Below are 20,872 nucleotides of genomic sequence, written 5' to 3'. Positions count from 1 at the left end.
TCAGGCGGAGATCTCGCGCATTGTCACTCCTTTAAGGCAGTGTGCTGCCGTCATGGCAGCGGGTCACCCTGCCTGCACCCCTCAGTTCAGCCCTGTAGTGACTGGCCACGGGATGTAGATCCTGGGGATTCAGGCTGTCGATGCCGATGCCATTGCGGCCATGTTCAATCCCCGAGCTGTGGATGTAGCGGCCGTTTTCGAGATGGATGCCGACGTGCGTGCAGCGTTCAGGTGTGCCGAAGAAGATCAGATCACCGGAGCGCAACGCGTTCACATCATTCGCTTGCACCGCCAGCGGCTTGCAGAACCGTTCCTGCTGATAAGCATCTCTGGGCAGCCAGATCCCGGTGCTGGCAAAGGCTGTCTGCACAAGGCCAGAGCAGTCCAGGTCAGGCCCGATGGTGCCTCCCCACAGGTAGGTGTTTTTGAGCCCGGCAGAGGCTTGCAGCCACTTCAGGACCGTATTCAGACGGCTGGTGATCTCCGAGCTTGAGAGCAGGCATGGTTGCCAGGCTTCGCAGGCCACAGCCTGATCCGCCAGTTCATCCATGGATAGCCAGCAGGGGTAGCCGTCCTCGAGCAGCACAACCTGCAAACGCCCCTGATTTTCGCGGCGCAACGGTGCAGCGACCTTGAAGCATCGGCCTGCTGCGGCCTGGGTGGCGAGTCCGCTCTTTGTTGGCGAGGCGTAGCCGTTCTGTCCACGCAGCAGTTTCCAGCAGCTCCCTGGGCTGATCAGGTCCGGAGTGATCGGGGTGCCTAGGGTCGGCATTGCCAGTAGCCAGTGCCATGGCGTTCTACCGTCCCGAGCCGGTGATGCAGCAGCACCTCGTTGCTCTGATCGACAGGCTGGCGGCCGATGGCCGTCCCGGTCTGCATGATCAGATGGCCGTGACCTGGGTGCGTTACGACACCACGTTTCCGACCAATGGCAGCGGCACCGGTGCGGCTTGGGCTGACCAGAAGCTGCTCTATCCCGCGAGTGTGGTGAAGCTGTTGTACGCGGTGGCGGCCGAGCACTGGTTGCAGCGGGATCTGATTCCAGACAGCGATGAACTTCGTCGTGCGCTCCGCGACATGCTGGCTGACTCCAGCAATGACGCCACGGGGTTGATAGTGGATCTGCTGACCGGTACAACGAGTGGTCCGCCCTTGCGCTCCCCTGCATGGGAGCAGTGGCAGCAGCAACGCCGCCGAGTGAACGACTGGTTTCATGGTTTCGGCTGGCCTGAGTTGGAGCGCGTCAACTGTTGCCAGAAAACCTGGGGTGATGGTCCCTATGGACGCGAACGAGCGTTCTACGGGGAGAACAACAACAATCGCAATGCCCTCTGCACAGCCGCTGTTGCCAGGATTCTCGAGGCGGTCATGACCGATGGCGTGCTCTCACCTCCGGCTTGTCAGCGACTTCGAGCCCGATTGGCGCGTTCACTCGGCAAGGCAGAAAGGCTCGAAGATCCTGAGAATCAAGTGGATGGGTTCCTCGGCGAGGGTTTGCCGGAAGGCAGTCAGCTCTGGAGTAAAGCCGGCTGGATGAGTCAGGCTCGTCACGACGCAGCCTGGTGGTGCATCGACGGGCAGGCACCTTGTCTGTTGGTGGTCTTCAGCGAAGGGCAGGAGAGTGCCGACGACGAACAACTGCTGCCTCTGATGGCGAGGGAACTCTCTGCCTATGGAGCCGATTGACGACTCACTGTTCAATTCAACGGAGAGGGAGGGATTCGAACCCTCGACAGAAGTTGCCTCCTGTAACTCCTTAGCAGGGAGCCGCTTTCAACCACTCAGCCACCTCTCCAGCGGCCCGCCCACCATATCAAGAGGGTGCCTGTTAGGGCACCAGACGCGGTAGGCGTATCCTGAAATTAGGTTGATGGTTTCCTCGGTGGATAGCTGCCGGAGGACATTCAGCTTTGGAGCATGGCCAGCTGGATGATTCAGGCTCAACATGACGCTGCATGGTGGTGCACCGACGGGAAGGCCTCATGCCTGCTGGTGACGTTCAGCAACGGCATTGATAGAGCCATTGATCAATAACCATTACCTCTTATTGCAAAACGCCTATCAAACTATGGAGCCAAATGCGATCTGCGTTTAGTTAAAACGAGCGACTTTGATCGAAGTTTTTGGAAGAGAAATGATATAACTGTTTTAAGATAGATTTGAGAAAACACTTGATTCCTCTCTGTTTTTCGAGCATGCGCCTTTAGTGGATTAGGATTAGCTCGCGTTCATAGAGCGATATTCCTCGTTACGGGTTCTTGCAATCTCCGACTTTAGACTAAGTATACAGATGTATTTTCGACCATCATCATCCTTGGAAAAGCACTCTTGAATTCTTGTTTCCCTATGAAGCAATCAAACATCTCAATCAACTTTTGCATTAAACCCACGACTTTTAAAATAAGAAATATCGATTTTACAATCGAACTTTTTCCAAATAAAGGTTGGAACGTGAGTTTTAACGATTATGGATGCATATAATATTAGAAAATTCATCGATAAATGTGATTCCGATTTCCTTGCTAAGTGGTGCGAGTCAATTGGCCACCCTAGAGATATTGCACAATTAGAGAAAAGATTACTCTGGGAAAATAGCGAAGAGTTCGAAAAAATAAGAAACTGGGAAAAAACAGAAAATCAAAAAATTTCAGAAGCAAAAAAAAGTTTAAACTGGCTTGTAGAGCTAATTAAAAAGACAAAACAGGAAGACTTAGATAGCTATGAAGGATATGATCAAATTCCTTTTATAGAACTATGGAAACCACTTGAGTTATGGGCAGGGAATATCATCACAAAGGCAAGCACATTAACCCCGAACAAAGTATTTGTCAGTGAAAATACTAAAAGTTCACTTATTCGAGGACTTTACATACAGCTTAGCGATCTTACCGAACAAGTATTGATAAAAAAGTTGAATGAATCAAGAAATATAAATGAGATCATGGCTGAAATAACAAGTTATCAATACTCGCAGGATGCCAATAATCAGATTCCAAAAGACCAATACATCTCTTTTATCAGAGATACCAAGATTAACTTTGAAAATATTCTGAAAGAATACCCAGTACTTTACTTACATATCAACACTATAGTGAATAGATGGGAAACTACAACAAGAAAACTTCTTACCCGAATCAGCGCAGACGAGAAAGAATTAAGAAAGAAATTTAATGTTGCCAGCGATAAAATAATAAATGTACGCTATACCGGATCTGATTCTCACAATGGCGGCGAACAAGTATTGATTATTCATTTTAAGTCAATACTTGCAGATAATGAACTAATCAAAGTAGTTTACAAGCCAAGAAGCGTTGGGTTGGAAATATTTTTCTATGAAATTCTGAAATTTTTTGCTTCATTAGAAACGGAATCAGTTTCATTGTTTCCAGTTTTACTCGATAGAGAAACATATGGTTATTCAGAGTTTGTTGAGCATAGGCTATGTAAAAGCGAAAAAGAGATGAAAAGATTTTATATTAATTCTGGAAAAATTTTGGCAACACTCCATATTACTGGTGGATCAGATTGTCATCAAGAAAATCTCATAGCACGTCTCGATAATCTAATGCTTATAGATGGGGAGACTTTAATGGAGCCACGTCTAAGGCATACATATATAGATAAAGATAATAAAATCGATTCAGTCGAAGAAAGTTATTCAGTAACACGCACTGGCATGCTACCTTCACAAATATACTCTATAAAGCTAAAAAAATTTATTGATATTAGTTGCTTGGGCTCACCTACTTGTGAAGAAGATGAAGAGCTCTTTGCGAAACAACGCTGGCTATTTACGAATACAAATTATATGATGAAGTTGGATTTATCAGATGAGTGCCTATTTAATCCTTGTTTGCCATCAAAATCACAGAACAAATGCATAGAATATGTCAAATACGTAAGAGAAGGCTTTGAAAAACAAATGAAATTATTTTATGATAATAAAATTTTGATTAGAGAATTGGCAAAAACATATTGCAAAAACAAGAAAAGAAGATTCATTCAAAGAAATACTCAAGTCTATAAAAAATTACTGCTTAATCTTAAATCACCTCAGTCATTAGAGACTGTTAATCAGCAATTTCTTGTAATTGAAAAACTTATACGTGCTTATATGCAGTCAGAAGATGCTCCTTATAACTGGCTGATTTGCAAGCAGGAAATCCAGCAACTGCGTGAACTTGATATACCATATTTTACTCACGAACTAGAAAATTGTTGTTCACCAAAAGGGCCTAATCATATCTTAAAATTTAGCAGAGAAGAATTCTTTGCAGATAGTTCTCTCACAAGTTTCACAAGAAGGCTAAACGTCTTAAGCAAAGAAGAGATAAAAAGGCAAATTATGATAATTAATGGGTCTTTTGTAGCAAAGAGTCTTAATTTATGTTTTATACAGCCTAATTTTTTGAAAACTCGAAATACAAAGTTGACAACCAATACTAAGGAAATTAATAGCATAAGCCAGTATTCTACTGGAAGCATAAAATCACAAGCAAAATTAAATTCAGAAAATAATTACTATTGGCTATGTATTCTGTTGGAGAGAGATGGTCATACACATCAGTTTGGTCCTACTGATTATTCATTTCGAAATGGTATTCTTGGCTTTGTTTTTTATACATCAATTGAAAATGCCTTAAGTCAAGAAGGCTGCAATAATTGGGAAATTCAATTAGGCAAACAAAACCAAGTCTCTTGGACCCATGTGTTGTCTCGTAAAAACTTAATTTTCCCGTGGCTTCGTGAACAAGGTATTGGATTACTGGGTGCCTCCTCAGACTTATTAGCTTTACATTGCTCAGGCTTTAATGATCCATGGCAATCAATCATTAGGCTTGGTAATTTGAAGGAGATTATTTATGGGTTGCCACTAAATCTGGAAGATGGCTCATTAGCTTTAGTAAGTACATTTCTGTATAGACAAAAGGCTTTAAATTGTAAAAATGAGATATTGGACCAACAAATTACTGACATTATCCTTGAGCAATTAACAGCTTATATAAACAATACTTTTGATTTGTCTTATGATTTTTGGAGCGGGCAAGGTGCTTTAACCATCGTCAGCCTGCATCTATCTTTTAATAAAAAAAGTTCACTTTATCAAAAGCTTGCGAATGAATCGCGTGAAAGATTCTTTTCAAATATTGGTAAGCTTGAATGCCTAGAGAAAATTGTTAGTGACTGTATGATATTATGTCTTATGAGTTTATGGGAAGGCCAAACAAAAGAATTCAGCGTTGAATTAAATTCAGTAGAATTATCGCTTCACAGGCATATCCAGGAAATCGAAAAGGTCGGGTTGACTACTTATCAGCAAACAAAACTCTATTCAACTTTAATTGCTCTACAATTGTTGAGCCCAACTAGCGACGATAAGAAAAATAATTCTAGACAGCAATCTATTTTGAAGCTGTTTGAAATTGACCAAAATAATCAGGATTCAATATCTTATCAAATTGGGATATCTCATAAGCAATTGCAAAATATCCAAATTGGGCCGGGTTTTTGGGGCGGGATTATTGCAAAGATAATGATGCGGAGAGGAAGTGTCCAGTCAGACAAGGCGCTGTTGACAATCATGACAGCAGGCCTGTGCGAACTGGGCGACTTTTAGCAGTTTATAGCAAGCTTTTGCAACCAAAATGAGTAAGCGTATTCATATGATTCTCTAGTAAATTTCAAATTGCTTTGAACCGGTTAATGCTTATTAAATAAATCTTCCGAATCTTTCAAAAAGTATCAATTGATTCAATTCAAAAAAAAGAAAATTTTTTCTTTAGGAAGATGACGCCCCATGCTGCTGAGATTGGCTATTTTGAAAATCGTGGTTGGTTTTTAACCACGGTCAAACCCATTCATTTTTACCATGTCTGATTCTAAGAATTTTTTGGATAAGTTACAGAATGATCCTGCAATGCAAAAAAAAGCGAAAGCAGCTCTCGATCAAGTTGCTAAAGAAGCAGGAATGGATATAGATTCATCTGATCTCGATTCAGTCGCTGGTGGTGGCGGTTCCTGCAAGCAGTACGCTTGGACGGCAGGTTGCTCTTTCTGAGCAAGAAAACTAACTAATGCCCTAATACCGGTTTCAAATTATTCCTTTGAAACCTGTCATAAACCTATCAAACACTTTAATTCTCATGGCAAACACAAACGATTTCATTGCAAAGCTTCAGTCAGATCCTGCGCTCGCTAAGAAGGCAGAAGAGGCTCTTAAAAAACTTGCCTCAGAGCACGGCGTAACACTCGATAACAGCGACCTTGATTCCGTTGCTGGCGGCGGCGGAAGCTGCGGTAAAGCTGCATGGACAGCCGCTTGCACCCTTTGATTTCTTAGTGAAATAAGCTTCGAATTATCTTATTTTGCCTTAAAGCCATGGAGCATTAGTTCCATGGCTTTTTTATCTTATTTAATAGAGCAAATGTTTTTGGATTTGCGATCAATAGGATTGATTTATTTTAGGCTTTGAAGCTTTAGCAAGTCACCACTTATCACAGTGGCAAGCAATGGAAGCGATCGACTACTTAATGATAAGCCAATTCCCGAAATACCTGTAAACAATCCTGTCTCTATCAATGGATCTTTGTCGTTAAATAAATAGTTATGGCCATCCATAGATGAGATGTTTTTCAGTATTTTTTGCCGATTCATGCATATCAGTTCTAGGGCTGTTTTATGACCATGTGCTGATAAGCTTGATGATATAATTTCTACAATTGAACATATAGAAGCTAAGCCAAAACCCCCACAGCAAATATTATTTACATCAGTAAATGGCAAATTTTGCATTGCCTGTAGTCCTAGGATTATTTCAGTTTCACAATAATCATCCCAATACTTGGTGCCAACTAAACAGCAGCGACTAAGTAAGACACTCGGAGCACAATGGCACCAAGATAAAACGGTTTCATTATACGATCTGCGTAGATCAGGCCATGTAAGCAACTTTTCATTGAACATTGTACGTTCATAGTTAATTGCCATTTCAATAGTTAAATCAAACTCATCGGTATTTAAAGTCAATGCGCAACGCACTAAAGCCGCAATAAAACCGGATGTTCCGTGTGCAAAACTAATAAGTTTAGAAAAGGAAGGATTTATATCCCAAGCACCGCTAATATCCTGCATATCTTTAAAACGAGTACACGCAGAATAAGCTAAATCTAATGATTTTTGCGATGAATTGGAAAGAAGTGGTCCAACGCAGCCACAAGCACCTGCAATGAAATCAAGATCACAATCGGTATTGATTGAGTCCATACATAAGTTTTGTATTAAATTACGATGTAATTCGGGTAATTCGAGACATTTGAAGGCTATCAGAAATCCACCAATACCACATATGCCTAACGGAAGTGAAGAATATTCCATGGGTTGGATAGAAGATGCGGAAAAATGATCATGCAACTCTTGGCGAATTAGATTAGTGATATGTTTGATTTGGTTAGCATTAGATGCAGAGGAATTTTTATTTATCTCAGAATAATGACTTAAGAATAACGCAATTCCTGCCTTACCTGAGTATAGATTGAGCCCTGATGAAACCGGAGGATGTACCAAATTGCTATTTAATAAATCATTTGCTAACCAAAAAGGGTGATTTTGCTCACTTAATATGTAATAATCAGAAAGTTTGCTTACGCAAATATCTGCCAGATCATTACTTGTAAAACCAAAAGTTTGGCATAGATCTTGATTCAAATTATCATATGATGAAGATATTTCAATTTTCACAGAAGGCGCCATTGATAAAGAGTCATTTAGCCGCAAAAAATACTTTTCAATCATATCTAATGATACTTGGATATGATTCCTATCAAATTTATTAAGCCGTTTGATAAGATAGTCCGAAAAAGAGTATTCAGATCTATCTGTAAATAGTGTGTCTCCATAAATACTATTTATTTCGTTTAGAGCAGACATATTATTGCATATTCGAGAATCCTTAGTTCCATAAAGACAAGTCATATGATATCCGACAAGAGGTACTTCATCAGGTTTATTATCCATGTTAGATATTGACTCTTTATGAAATTTCTCAATCTCCTTAACTTGATTTATTTCAGATCTCAAATTAGAGGGCTTGTGTAAGGCTATTAGGAGGCGTAGGTCATCTGTAGAATCATAGTAGGAAAATGAATTTGAATGATTTTGCAGGTTATTGGCTATATTCAACCAGATAGCATTATTTTGCTGATAATCATTTGATGAAAATGAGTTAATCATATCTTCAAATCCAAATTTAAAACAGCTAAATAAAATTTCACAAATGGAGAGACTTTCTAGATTATTAGGATTTTCATAAGATTTATTTTTCTTTTGCAATTGAAGGAACTGAGTGTAAACAAATAACGAATAATCTTTTTCTAGCTTTGGTAATATATTCTTACAGATCTGCCCGAGTAAGCTCAAATTAATAGTCTCTCCATTTAAAATTTTAAAATTCTGGATGATTCCTGTTTTCAAAACGGATTCGTCTGTCAATTTATAGTTGGTTCTATTTAACTCATCAATTTTAGAATAGAGTAAGTCATAAGAGCGATTGGCAATACAGGTCGGACGCAATAAGCTTGCTGACGCTTCATCAACTAATATTATTTGCTCATTATAATAATAAAAACTACTACATGCAGACTTGTCTAAATCTAATAACCAATAGAGATATGTGACTTGACCTAAGTAATACAATAAGTATGGCCATTGGTCTTTTATTTCTAATTTGTCTGCGAGATATACATACCCATAATTATCTTTCGGAAGAAAACTTGGTGGTAGTATATATTGACTTGATTCATCTATGCCTTTGCATGAATACACTGAGCTGAAAAACTTTTCAGCCGTAAAATTCTTTTCTATATATAATACTTCTATTGGATCGTCTGGTAATTTTGTGTCATTGTCGGATACAACAAAAAGTTGAATATGAAAACATTTGGGATGAAAAATACCCAAAGTAGAGCGACAAGGTATTAGATTTACGACTATCTCTTTACTACTTGGGTTATATTTGCAAATTTCATAAATGTCTTTTTTAAGACGATCGACGAACAATGAAAAGAAATTCAAGTAGTTCAAGTAAATCAATGAAAGCTTTTTCCCAAACACTGGATAGCTACTCAAAATATTTGCAAAACCACATGTAATCTCCTCAGTTATTTTGTCATTCAAACCCTGCTTCTTAAGCGTGTATTCAAGGGATATATTATCTAAACTATTTTCAGTAGACAAGCTAAAACTCGACTTTGTATTATCGAAGAATTCCCCTAGCAAACCATCAAAAATTTTACTTAAATTGCGGTTTAAGTAATCAACATATACCTTTGTATTTATTTGCAAGGGAATACTGTTGATTTTACAGATTTCGTCTAAATCTGATTCAAATAATTTAAGCAAGGGTTGCCAAAAAATATCCCAACAGGATCCCTGTTCGTGATTACTATAAATTTGACTTGTTTTATACTGGAGATAAATTTCGCGAATTTGCACTAATTTAGCAAACCACACAGGCTGGGCTGATAAATTCTCTACATCTTCTGTTTTTATGGGATTATTAAAATAATTTGTTTTTATATTGTTAATCCTTGCCTCCTGACGCTTTATGTATTCAGCTTCTTGAATAGGGTTCATATCAAAGGAATCCTTCAAATTATTTTGCCATTGAAAATAATCTTGGTTCTTTTTATGACTACCACTAGTCGGGTCAATGTATAAATTATTAAGTTTTACAGATTCCTTGACTAGACTATAAGTGCTATTAAAACAATTATTTGTTTTCACTTTCTTCGTAATCACCTCTTTCTAGGTCATCAACCGAGATCTTAATAGCCTGTTTGTTTTGAATTCTGTATATGTGATCAGCACTCAAAATTGTGGATAAGCGATGAGCAATTGTTATCCTCGTCAAGTGCATAGAATCAATATTTTTAGTAATAATCTGTTGAGATTCATTGTCTAAAGCACTAGTAGCTTCGTCCATTAAAAGGATTTTTGGCTTTGTGATCAGGGCCCTTGCTATTGCAATCCTTTGTCTTTGTCCACCGGAAATTGCAGAAGAACCTTGTGTCAAAATGGTTTCTAGCTTCATAGGCATTTCATTAATACTTTCAGCAATGTTGGCTAGTTCGAGTGCATGCCAAACTTCTTCTTCTTCGTATGGTAAACCACCAGTTACTGCTTCGTAGATAGTCCCAGGGTTTAACTGAGCGTTTTGCATTACCACACCTATCTGTCTTCTAAAGTTACGGATAGAGAGTTGATTTAATGGTACGTCATCTATTAAAATCGTCCCAGAATTTAAATTTTCAAAGCTTAAGAGTAATCTAAAGATAGTTGTTTTTCCGCATCCACTTTGTCCTGTCAAGGCGGTATGTTCTCCTGGTCTTACAATTAAATTGAGATTTTCGAATAGTGGTTCAGGAGCACCTTGATATTGGAATTTTACTTTTTCAAATCTGATGTTTCCTTGGGATTTTAAGACTATAGCTTTAGGGTCATAACCTGACTCTACGTCAGCAAATAGTATTGGTGATGCACGTTTCCACAGTACGATACTATTTGGCAATATATTTGCTAATTGCGTAATTGCTTCATTGACTTTGCTGTTGTAAGCGGAATATGCTGATACAAATGCAACTATCGACGCAACAGCAGCTTGATTACTTGTACTTTCATCGTTTGAGGACAAGACATTTATGACTACTGCACTATATATAATAGTAGATGATATAGGGATTGATATTTGCGAAAAGATATCAAGGGAGTTGTCGATTTTTAAACTGTGTAATTTAATTTTAGTGAGTCTTGAGATCCTATTTAACCATTGCAAGAATACGTACGGAGTACTTCCGGATGTTTTTAGTTGAGCAACTCCTATCAATGACTGCAAAGCAAAATTTGCTATATCCGCTTCGTTTTCTTGTAATTTAAATTGGAAATCTATAAGACGAAATGCTAGTATTCCGACGATCGTAATTGAGATAATACTTGTTATTAAAGCGTAATTTGCCAGTCGTGCATTGTATTGGTACATTAATACGAAATAGGATGCAGCAAATACCCCAGATAACAATGTAGATATTGCCCCAGAGCCTAATAACTGTCTAAGAGCCGATATAGAATTCACTCTCGATGCTAAATCACCTACAGAGTATTTATTAAAAAATTGAACTGGTAATTTAAGCAATCTATCCCATACCGAAGTCTGAAGCCTAAGGTCAGTCAACGTTTCTAATCTAAGCAGCATGTTAATTTGCAAGAAATTTGCACATACTAATCCTAAGCCAATCAACAAAATTAATATCAATGATTCCAATAACAGTGTTGTTTGATTTTGCGGTAAAACCGTACTTACGAGAAATTTTGTTAGCAGTGGAATTGATAAATTAAATATTGTCACTACTGCGGTAGCAATTACAAGTGCAATTAATGCTAAATATTCTTGTTTAAAAGAAAAAGATAGAACATCAAAAGCATTATTTATTTTCGCAGGCAAACTCGGGTATAGTTCGAAACAATTTAAATCTAATTTTGATTTCCATTCTTCAGGATCAAAAAGTTTTACCTCAAATGTGTTCCCTAGAAAAATGTAATCTTTTCTTTTTTCTTGATACACCACATGGTAAACATCGTTGTCAAATTCTTTGACAACCAGCACAACATGTTCTTTTTTATCTATATCATCAGGAATTAGAACTCTTCTATAAAGTATGTCGTTATAATCTAAAAAATGAACAATTGTATTTGAAGATTTTCTTGTTGGAGCACTTAGTCTTTTCGCAACATTGAGCCTGCGTAGTGCGAATTGAACGACAGTTTCTATTGAATCTGAATAGGTTTGTGGTGCATTGTCAAAGCGGAGGCTTTCCTTAATATTTAATGCCTGCTGAAGTACAGCTTTTTTTGAGTCGGATCGGTTCATTGGTTATTCTCCAAATTTACGAGATGTTTAAATACTGTTTCGGTTTTCAGCAAATTATTAGGGGTATCTTGTTCAACAATTTTTCCTTCATGCATAACAATTACATAATCACTCATCAAGGCTGATCTCATACGGTGTGCGATAGAGACTGTTGATATACCTAAGCCCCATATGTTTTCTAAAACTTGTTTTTCTGTATCTTCATCTAACGCGCTAGTTGCTTCATCAAGCAATAGCAATTTCGGTTTCAGAGCTAACGCCCGGGCTATCTCTAATCTTTGCCTTTGACCACCGCTTATATTTAGCCCACCGTTTGATATTATTTGTTTGTATTTCATTGGATATTTATCTATCATATCCTTTATGCAAGCTAATTCTACTGCTGATTCTAGATCTGAATCAGAAACATAATCTTTCCATAATTTTAAATTTGTTTCAATTGACTCATTAAACATAAATACGTCTTGTGGAACATATCCAATGACTTGATTTATTAATTCTTTTTTGATATCTATTTTATTCACCCCATTGAATTTTATTTGTCCACCTAAAGGATTGTAAAGACCAGCCAGTACTTTTATAATAGTTGATTTTCCACAACCACTCCCCCCAACCAACGCTAAATGTCCTCCATTTGGAATGACGAAATTAAATTTTTCGATAAATGGTTTTTTGGGATCATATGAGAAATCTACATCTTTGAATTCTACATCTATTTCAGTTGAAGCAGTGAATAGCTTATGATTATCCGGATCGGAATTTGCTGATTGATATTGATTACTTTCTTCTATTAGTAAATCATCTTGAGTAGGATCTGTCTCAGTTTTTTGTAAATCAAGAATTCTTCCAAGCAGACCGTCTAGCATTTGAAACTGTTTGCTTATACCGGACATTTGGGCAACTGGTGCTACAAGCACAGTTAATAGGAATTGGAATGACACCAAGGCACCTAATGTCAAATCTCCAGACAGAATCAAAAGGCCGCCAATACCAATTAACATTGAATTCATAAGATATGTTGAACCTGATGCAACCACATTTGAGAGACCTATCTGTATACCTAACTCTTGTCTTTTTTCTATAACGTTAGAAAAATGTATCTGCCATCCGGACATAAATTGAATCTCTAGACCAGAGGCCTTAATCATTTGTATGTCTCCAATTCCTTGCATGCTTGCTCCAAGCATTTTCCCTTCTTCAATTCCAAGTAGGCGATTTGAGTCGACTCGATTAAGAGTTAATTTATAGTTCAGAATAAGATTGACGGATATTAATAATAAGCAAAAGACTGTTAACTGCCACGATATAAGTAAGGTCGCCATCACAATTACGAATGATTGGATCATTGTTAAGGTGAATAATAATATGTCGTTAAAAAATTGATCCGATATTCGAATTCCAAGCTGCATTCTTTGTGCAAGCTCGCCAAGCATTCGTTGCTGGTAAAATGCAAATGGTACCGAGAAAAGCTTTTGAAAAAGATTTGCGGTTAATTCTTTTGATACCTTGAATCCAAGACGCCTAACTATCAAATATTGCATTGTAAGAATAATCATCAAAATAGTACTTGATATGCCAATTAGCCAAAGCGATGGTATGCCAAAATAAAGCTTATTATTATTCAGAAATTGGTTGATAATTTGTGACGTCGCTCCTGCAATGACAAGAGTAGGAATTGCGCCAAATATTGATAATATGACTACAATCCAAACATATGGTTTTACATTATTGAGTAGTTCAGGCAGTACTGCAAAGTTAGACTCTTCATTTCCTCCTTGTGTAAAATCTTTGTTGGGGATGAATTCAAGAGCTACTCCTGTGTAAGTTTCTTCAAACTCCTTGAAAGATACACGTACTCTCCCTTGTTGTGGATCGCTTAAGTAAGCATTTTGATGCTCATCGAATCCTTCGAGAACAAGAAAGTGGTTGAATCCCCAGAATAATATAATAGGAAACTTGCCTTCCTGGCATAAACCTTCAGCGCTTAATTTGAACGGTCTACAATCTAACCCATATGATTTTGCTGCAGATACTATGCGACTGGCTGTTGCACCATCTCTAGTAATACCGCATTCTTTGCGAATGTCAGACAGTGGAACAATTTTGCCAAAGTATTGAAGTATTGTTCTTAATGAAGCAGCCCCACACTCAACTGCCTCAAATTGAATGGTCGTTTTCGCTACGACTCTTTTTTTGGAAAGCTGTAAGTTTCTCATTTTAGTTCTTTAGTTGCATTCAAGGCATTATTGTCCTTAAGTTTTGGTTCTGGCGGTGTGATCCCAAATGTTCTTCGGAAGAAAGGTATAACTAATGAAATTGGTGCAACTTTTGATGTTGTTACATTTACACTGGCAATGCTCCCTAGCGGTACATACCCTTCAGGTGCTTGACCTGAAGTCCATTCGTAGGAGTTATTACTGATTTTTGATAATTGCATAATTCCTGGTGTCGGATCTTTGACATTTTGTTGTACTAGTTCTGTAAGGCTTTTGGCTCCAATGATCTGATTAATGGATGCCTCATTTGCAGAGAGAAGGCTAATTTCAACAACCTTTGCTTTAATTGACCCTACCGATGAACTGTCAATCCCAATTGGGGTAACAAGAGCATCTAACCCTTTATTCACTTTGCCAGCACTAGAGTTTGGAAAAAATACCGGGATTGTGGTGGGATGTGTATTTAAGTTGGGTGCAGTTAGTAATATTTGTGTCCCAGAATCCAAAAACGTATGATTAGGCTGCAATACATCAAGTATGAATACATCGTTTTCTGCAAGTACTACATTCAATTCATTAAATCGAATAATCTTTTGGGCTATTGTCAATCTTTCTTTCTCTATTGACTTTTTTAGCTTTTCCAAGCGAAGCACTGCTTGATTGATTTTATCCTTATATTCGTTGAGTTCAGCAGTTGCGCTAATTACAGATGTTTCACTTAAAAAACCTTTATTCCTTAGCTCTATCATCTTACTAAGTATTCTCGATTTCTGCTCGTAGATATCTGAATTAGCTTCAATTACTTTCTCCTCTGCTTGGATGGAGGATTTTTCTAGCTCATGAGTTAATTCAAATGTTGAAATTGCTTCGGAAATTTCTTTTAGACTCTTTATCGGACTGAGCATTGCTAGAATGCTACCTGCTTTTAATTTATTTCTTGGAGGACTTACGTCCTGGTTGTTTGCACCCTCTGATGTAAATAAAGTAGTGTAATACGATTGGATTTCATCGTTGAATTTTGATACTGTATTTTTTGAAATTGCATCCGGATTTTGAATCATGTAAGACAGTGTTGCTGCAAACTCTGGCTGTCTATGTTTGCCATTTTCAAATGTGAAGTGAATTCTTCCGGTAGACGCAGTTACTTTTGTATCGAAGGTACCATTTGGGACGATAACCCCATAACCAGTCGCTTTCATTGGAATTCTTGCGAAGCATGACCAAAGCAAAGCTCCTGCTGACAAGGCAATCCCTGTTCCAATAGCTCCCTTTAATGGGGTACTAAGAAGTGACGTTGATTTTACAGAAGAAACTTTGTTCTTTTTCTTTGCGAGTGCTTTTTCTTCAAAAAGTTCTGACATTGATTTTAGTTAGTTGTGGTTTGTAAGTTAAAATATTCGTAGACTATATTTTCTGTGATCTCAGATGGCCACTGAGCCGACCACCTGTGCAACTCAGAAATAGCCTCATTGTATTTCTTTATCGAGTGAATATTATCTTCTACTGCTGCTGAGTAAAGTTGTATAGCTTGAACTAGTGTTGTTATATCACTTAAGCCTAATTGATATTTTTCAAGCGCTATTGTTTGAGAAGCTTCTGATGCGCTTAAGCCTCTTTTAGTATTGATCATTTTCATTTGTTGCGTTTCGTACTGACCGTAATATGCTTTGACCTTCTCAACAACCATTGATCTTTTGTCTTTTGCTTCCTCTAACTTTGCAAGAGATAAATTTTCAAAGGAGTTTGCACTCGCTAAACTAATTCCACCATCAAATTCCCAGCTGAAGCCAATTCCGATCTGACCTGTCATTTGTTTGGATATTTGATCATAATATGAATCACTGCCGCCTTCGCCTATAGGCGCATAATTCGTTCCATTATATCTGTTGTAGTAGCCAACTGCATACAAGAATAATTTTGGCCAATAAGATTGGAGTTCTGCATCTTTTTGAAGTGAATAACTTTTTGACTCGGCCAATGCGTTGTAGATATTCTCATTAAATTCCAATCCATGTTTAAGAGAATCTTGCAAGCTTTGATTCCATTCATCTAATGCAGTCAATGCATCGGAAGGGAGCATTAGTGAAGCGTCGGGTTCCTCTTGAATAAGTTTGGCTAATGTTGATCCTCCACTTATTATATTGTTTAGAGAATCTATAAGCTTGTTCAATGCCGAAAAATATTGTGTTGCAACTTGTGCTGTATCTCCATAGTCTTTGAGTCCAGCCTGTCTTTGTGCATTCACTGCCAGCATGCTTTTGCGAGTTATTTCTAAAATATTTTTGTACTGATTTATCAATTCTAGCTCAGCCTGTAAGGAGTAATAAGCATTTGCGATATCAAGAAGAATATTTCTTGCGCTTGAATCAAATACAAATTTCGCTGATTCCACTTCTTCCGATTTGGCAGAAATTTTAGAACCTCTTGCTAAATCAAAGAATGTCCATTGTAATGTTGCGTATGGAGTTAATGCACTTTGTTTACTGTAATATGTGTACGGATTGGAGCTTGAACTCGTTGTTGTTGTAACTGTTGTCGTGGTTCCAGTCGAATTTGTGGTGTTTGTTGTGGTACTGCTGCCAGAGGAGGTTGAATTTGGATTTTTGTAATATGTACTGTTCGTGTAGCTATAAAGTCCAAACGCTGGATATCCATACAATGATAGCTTGGGCATCCACTCACGAAATGCTGCTACTTTTTCCCATTGTTTTGATACTACATTGTAGTAGTATTGTTTAAGTGTTGCATTGTTTCTTAGCCCCTCTATGTATGCCTGATTCAGGCTTATATAATTTGAATTTTCCTCAATTCTGCTGCTTAATTGATTATACTTTTCCTCTAGTTTATTTAAGTCATTCTGATCGTAGCCGAATAGGTTTTTGATTTGTGTTTCCGACGCTTCTAGCTCCCTGGCGATATCTTGGCCACCTAAAAAGCAAACCAGCAAACTTGCAATTATTCTGCGTTTGCTCATTCCCTGCTTTCCCCGGACATTAATGTCCTCTTAAGATAGTCTATGTTTTGAGAATTTCAATAGGCTTTGAACTATTGGTCATCTTTTTACAAAAACTGTGCCCCTTGATACAGATAATCAGGTTTTTGGGCCCCATTGCTAGGAATTGCCTCATGGTTTCGTGATCAACTATCTATTTTTTAAGCATCGATTTTCAACTTTTGTTTGACAAGTTGATGTTTTCCTTTGTCGAATATTCAAATTTCAATGATTTGTGCCCGCAATTTCTAATAGACTCATTGCCTTTTTATTTATTAATGACATTCGTGGTGTCTAGTTTTCCTTGATGTACGCTTGACTAAATTCTCTGATGAGTTTATATTTGACGAATCTCTCATATTCGTTCAATCTTGTCGGAATTGGCTTGTTTAATAAAAGCCAAGCCTTGGAATTGATATTGTTTTCAAGACGTAGAAGAGAGCATTCAGGATTAAGTCCTAAGGTTTTGAGTAGCACTTTGCCTGGTCTTTTACCAACTCGTCGCCGAGATGGTTGTCTCATTACGGTTCTTTCCTGACTTGAGGCTATGTCCATTCCTCCAGCCTCACCCAAAAAAGGAATTGACCTGCTTCAGATCATGGGGGAACGTCCAGGTACCTTTTAATTCGTGGTCTCTGTCTCAGTAGGGCATGGGATGGTCTAGGACTTCCTGGATCCGTCAGGGCACGGAGAGGGAGGGATTCGAACCCTCGACAGAAGTTGCCTCCTGTAACTCCTTAGCAGGGAGCCGCTTTCAACCACTCAGCCACCTCTCCAGCGGCCTCGCCACCCTATCAACAGTGTGCCCGTTCAGACCACTAGTCGCGGTAGTCGGTGCTTGAAGCTGCACAACACCTCCCAGGGGATGGAACCTGACAGTTCTGCCCAGTCCCCAGGGCGGATCACCTCCTGATCATCCCCTCCCAGCAGCGTGACCACATCACCGCTCTCAAGGTCAGGATGGTCGGTGACATCCAACATCAGTTGATCCATGGTGATGGCACCAACCTGAGGAAGGGGCTGGCCACGATGCAGGGCGTGGATTTGCCCTGATAGGCAGCGGCTCACGCCATCGGCGTAGCCGATGCCGATTACGGCCAGTCGGCTGGGCCGACTAGTGACGAAGCGGTGCCCGTAGCTCACCCCCACACCTGCTGCGACCTCACGGATCAGACTGACTCGAGCTTTGACGCTCATCGCTGGTTGAAGATCCAGGCTTTGCTCCAGATGGGTGCTGGGTGCATGGCCATAGAGAGCCAATCCCACGCGCACTTGATCGTGATGCAGTGATCGATCACGCAGGGTGCCTGCTGAATTGGCCAGATGTCGCTGTAAACCCTGCTGTCGGTGTTTTCGTGTTACGGCTTCGAAACGCTCCTGCTGCAGGCGCGTAATCCGATCGGCATGCCCTTCAAGTTCGCCATCGGCCAGGGCGAGATGGCTGTAGACCCCACCCAGATTCAATTGATCGAGCTGGAGGATCGCTTCAGTCAGGCGTTCCCCGTCCTCCCAGTGGCAGCCAAGCCGAGACATGCCGGTGTCGAGCTTGAGCTGCACCGTGAACACTCGGCCGCTGCCACTGGCGAGGTTTTGGCAGAGCAGTGCCTCGCGCATGCTGCTCAGCGTGGGCATCAGCTGCCAGTGCAGACATGCGCGCAGCTCTTCGGGTTGGGTGAGATTGCCCAGCACGAGGACCGGTAACTCCAGCCCGGCCCGTCGCAATTCAATTCCCTCTTGCAGGGTGGCGACTCCCAGGCTGGTCGCCCCCCCGCAGATGGCGGCCTGGGCAACTGTTTTGGCGCCATGTCCGTAGCCGTCAGCCTTGACGACCGCCATCAGGGAGCAGTCCGATGCCAGCAACCGCTTCAACGCTCTGGCGTTGTGTTCAACGGCTGAAGCCGACACCTCCATCCAGGCTCGCTGTCGCGGGTCAGCGCCAGCAGCCGTTTCAGGGCCGGTGGGGCTAGGGCGATCGGCGGACAGGTCAGGCATCGGGACTGGGTAGTGAAGGTCACAAAGCTGGCCTTGTGACCCCGATAGCATGGCGTGTAATCAGGGAGCTGGCATGGGCCAGGTTCTCGTTCTCAATGCGTCCTACGAGCCGTTGAACATCACCACCTGGCGACGAGCCGTCGTGATGATGATCAAGGGCAAAGCTGAGGGTCTGGAACACGATTCCAAGCACCTTGTTCGCAGTGATATGCATCTGCCAACGGTTATCCGTTTGCGTCAGTTTGTGCGAGTTCCCTTTCGCCAGGTGCCACTGACACGCCGCAATCTGTTTCAGCGTGACAATCACACCTGTCAGTACTGCGGAAGCCACGAACTCCTGTCCATCGACCATGTGATTCCTCGCAGCCGAGGTGGAACCGATGCCTGGGACAACGTGACCACGGCTTGCACCAGTTGCAATGTGCGCAAAGCCAGTCGTACCCCCTCTGAAGCCGGCATGCCTCTTAAGCGGGTTCCGCGACGTCCCCTCAGCAGTCTGAGTTTCGAAGCTGTTCGCCAGATTGATTCAGGTCGCCACAGTGAATGGGCCAAATATGTGATCGGCGCCTGAACCGTTCTGGTTAATCGTCGCTCTGTTGGCTGAGTTGCTCCAGTTTGCTGCGCTGTTCCTCGGCGACACAGGCACCGATCACATCTTCCATTTGTCCTTGAAGAACGGACTCAAGGCTGAAATTTCTGCCGAGTCGGTGGTCGGTGACCCTGTTGTCTTTGGCGTTGTAGGTGCGGATCTTTTCGCTGCGGTCGCCCGTACCCACCTGGGAGCGGCGGGCTGAACTCTCCCTTTCATTGGCTTCGGCGAGCTGTCGCTCATAGAGCTTGGCTCGCAGAATCTCCATGGCCCGTTCCCGGTTCTGGAGCTGGGAGCGTTGCTGCGTGCAGAACACACGGATGCCGCTCGGTTTGTGCAGCAGGTCGACGGCTGTCTCCACTTTGTTCACGTTCTGTCCGCCGGCTCCTCCTGATCGAGCCGTGCTGATCTCTAGATCACCGGGTTCGATCTGAACCTCCACGGGATCTGCCTCTGGCATCACAGCCACCGTCGCCGTGGATGTGTGCACCCTGCCCTGGGATTCGGTGGCGGGGACACGCTGTACACGATGTACACCGGCTTCAAATTTCAATTCGCTGAAGACGGCATCGCCTTTCACCGAAAGAATCAGTTCCTTGTAACCGCCAAGGTCGGCTTCGCTAGCGCTCACAGGCTGGACTGTCCAACCACGACGGCTGCTGAATCGCTCATACATGCGGGCAAGATCTCCGGCCCAGAGCGAGGCTTCATCGCCGCCGGCACCGGCTCTGATTTCCAGCATCACACTGCGTTGATCGCGCGGATCCTGGGGCAGTAATGCAAGCGTCAGCCGCTGGATCAGTTCGTCATGGCGTTGCTCCAGAGACTGCAGTTCCAGCTGAGCGAGTTCTTCCATCTCGGCATCGCCGCGGCTTTCACGCAGCAGCGTCCGCGCCTGTTCCCTTTCCTGGAGAACGTTCTGCAGGCTGGTGTAGTCGACGACCAGCGGTTCAAGGCGTGAACGCTCTTTGGCCACAGATTGCAGACGATCCGGATCTGAAGCCACATCAGGGTCAGCGAGCTGGCGTTCCAGATTGTGGAAACTGCTGGTCGCGGCCTCAAGACGGCTGATCAGTGTTGAGGAGTCCATGGCCTCAGAAGCATGGTCGGCAAAGGACCTGATGGTGATGTCCTTTCAGAAAAAAGCCCCGAAAGCAGAGTT

Annotated in this window: 12 protein-coding genes and 2 tRNA genes; 4 read left to right on the top strand and 10 right to left on the bottom strand. The window is 41.3% G+C overall.

The features are described from left to right. Positions 1-31: 31 nt before the first annotated feature. Positions 32-772, bottom strand: a complete 741-nt coding sequence (locus SIB42_RS00800) for a C40 family peptidase (RefSeq protein WP_067095248.1) — start codon at positions 770-772, stop codon at positions 32-34. A 17-nt stretch (positions 773-789) separates the two neighbouring features. Between SIB42_RS00800 and SIB42_RS00795 the strand changes: the two genes are divergently transcribed. Further along, positions 790-1,686, top strand: coding sequence for a serine hydrolase (locus tag SIB42_RS00795; RefSeq protein WP_067095590.1), 897 nt, complete (start codon positions 790-792; stop codon positions 1,684-1,686). A 20-nt stretch (positions 1,687-1,706) separates the two neighbouring features. Here the strand turns inward: SIB42_RS00795 and SIB42_RS00790 are convergent. Then, a tRNA-Ser gene (locus SIB42_RS00790) sits at positions 1,707-1,795 on the bottom strand. Between the two features lie 672 nt (positions 1,796-2,467). Between SIB42_RS00790 and lanM the strand changes: the two genes are divergently transcribed. Both lanM and SIB42_RS00780 read left to right on the top strand, forming a co-directional pair. Further along, on the top strand, positions 2,468-5,617 hold the full coding sequence (lanM, locus tag SIB42_RS00785) for a type 2 lanthipeptide synthetase LanM (RefSeq protein WP_067095250.1): 3,150 nt from the start codon (positions 2,468-2,470) through the stop codon (positions 5,615-5,617). A gap of 252 nt (positions 5,618-5,869) precedes the next feature. Continuing rightward, a complete protein-coding gene (locus SIB42_RS00780) occupies positions 5,870-6,058 on the top strand; it encodes a Nif11 family protein (protein ID WP_156485197.1) in 189 nt (62 codons plus the stop codon). A 399-nt stretch (positions 6,059-6,457) separates the two neighbouring features. Here the strand turns inward: SIB42_RS00780 and SIB42_RS00775 are convergent, their stop codons facing one another. The 7 genes from SIB42_RS00775 to alr form a co-directional block, all read right to left on the bottom strand. Continuing rightward, positions 6,458-9,796, bottom strand: a complete 3,339-nt coding sequence (locus SIB42_RS00775) for a lanthionine synthetase LanC family protein (RefSeq protein ID WP_156485198.1) — start codon at positions 9,794-9,796, stop codon at positions 6,458-6,460. Then, on the bottom strand, positions 9,768-11,921 hold the full coding sequence (locus SIB42_RS00770) for an ATP-binding cassette domain-containing protein (protein ID WP_067095256.1): 2,154 nt from the start codon (positions 11,919-11,921) through the stop codon (positions 9,768-9,770). Before SIB42_RS00770 ends, SIB42_RS00775 begins: the two co-directional genes overlap by 29 nt. Further along, positions 11,918-14,137: an ATP-binding cassette domain-containing protein gene (locus SIB42_RS00765; RefSeq protein WP_067095259.1), complete on the bottom strand. Its 2,220-nt coding sequence runs from the start codon at positions 14,135-14,137 to the stop codon at positions 11,918-11,920. Before SIB42_RS00765 ends, SIB42_RS00770 begins: the two co-directional genes overlap by 4 nt. Next, positions 14,134-15,498 (bottom strand): hypothetical protein, encoded by a 1,365-nt coding sequence (locus tag SIB42_RS00760; RefSeq protein ID WP_156485199.1) that lies wholly within the window; start codon positions 15,496-15,498, stop codon positions 14,134-14,136. Before SIB42_RS00760 ends, SIB42_RS00765 begins: the two co-directional genes overlap by 4 nt. Positions 15,499-15,503: 5 nt before the next feature. Continuing rightward, positions 15,504-17,111, bottom strand: a complete 1,608-nt coding sequence (locus tag SIB42_RS00755) for a TolC family protein (RefSeq protein ID WP_082825041.1) — start codon at positions 17,109-17,111, stop codon at positions 15,504-15,506. Between the two features lie 705 nt (positions 17,112-17,816). Then, positions 17,817-17,905, bottom strand: a tRNA-Ser gene (locus SIB42_RS00750). Between the two features lie 34 nt (positions 17,906-17,939). Beyond that, positions 17,940-19,121 (bottom strand): alanine racemase, encoded by a 1,182-nt coding sequence (alr, locus tag SIB42_RS00745; RefSeq protein ID WP_067095268.1) that lies wholly within the window; start codon positions 19,119-19,121, stop codon positions 17,940-17,942. Positions 19,122-19,194: 73 nt separating this feature from the next. Here alr and SIB42_RS00740 point away from each other — a divergent pair, with 73 nt between their 5' ends. Further along, entirely contained in the window at positions 19,195-19,692 is a 498-nt protein-coding gene (locus tag SIB42_RS00740) for an HNH endonuclease (protein ID WP_067095271.1), read from the top strand. 10 nt (positions 19,693-19,702) lie between these two features. Here the strand turns inward: SIB42_RS00740 and prfA are convergent, their stop codons facing one another. After that, positions 19,703-20,800, bottom strand: coding sequence for a peptide chain release factor 1 (gene prfA / locus SIB42_RS00735; protein ID WP_067095274.1), 1,098 nt, complete (start codon positions 20,798-20,800; stop codon positions 19,703-19,705). Positions 20,801-20,872 lie beyond the last annotated feature (72 nt).

Origin of the sequence: Synechococcus sp. MIT S9508, from assembly GCF_047303045.1 — a bacterium.
Taxonomy (GTDB): Bacteria; Cyanobacteriota; Cyanobacteriia; order PCC-6307; family Cyanobiaceae; genus Synechococcus_C.
This window is presented reverse-complemented; position numbering and strand designations above follow the sequence as displayed.

What these genes read in the sequence shown, in the direction of transcription:
- SIB42_RS00755 (WP_082825041.1), bottom strand. Translation starts at nt 17,111, where the DNA reads ATGAGCAAACGCAGAATAATTGCAAGTTTGCTGGTTTGCTTTTTAGGT.
- prfA (WP_067095274.1), bottom strand. Translation starts at nt 20,800, where the DNA reads ATGGACTCCTCAACACTGATCAGCCGTCTTGAGGCCGCGACCAGCAGT.
- SIB42_RS00760 (WP_156485199.1), bottom strand. Translation starts at nt 15,498, where the DNA reads ATGTCAGAACTTTTTGAAGAAAAAGCACTCGCAAAGAAAAAGAACAAA.
- SIB42_RS00800 (WP_067095248.1), bottom strand. Translation starts at nt 772, where the DNA reads ATGCCGACCCTAGGCACCCCGATCACTCCGGACCTGATCAGCCCAGGG.
- SIB42_RS00765 (WP_067095259.1), bottom strand. Translation starts at nt 14,137, where the DNA reads ATGAGAAACTTACAGCTTTCCAAAAAAAGAGTCGTAGCGAAAACGACC.
- SIB42_RS00740 (WP_067095271.1), top strand. Translation starts at nt 19,195, where the DNA reads ATGGGCCAGGTTCTCGTTCTCAATGCGTCCTACGAGCCGTTGAACATC.
- alr (WP_067095268.1), bottom strand. Translation starts at nt 19,121, where the DNA reads ATGCCTGACCTGTCCGCCGATCGCCCTAGCCCCACCGGCCCTGAAACG.
- lanM (WP_067095250.1), top strand. Translation starts at nt 2,468, where the DNA reads ATGGATGCATATAATATTAGAAAATTCATCGATAAATGTGATTCCGAT.
- SIB42_RS00795 (WP_067095590.1), top strand. Translation starts at nt 790, where the DNA reads ATGGCGTTCTACCGTCCCGAGCCGGTGATGCAGCAGCACCTCGTTGCT.
- SIB42_RS00780 (WP_156485197.1), top strand. Translation starts at nt 5,870, where the DNA reads ATGTCTGATTCTAAGAATTTTTTGGATAAGTTACAGAATGATCCTGCA.
- SIB42_RS00770 (WP_067095256.1), bottom strand. Translation starts at nt 11,921, where the DNA reads ATGAACCGATCCGACTCAAAAAAAGCTGTACTTCAGCAGGCATTAAAT.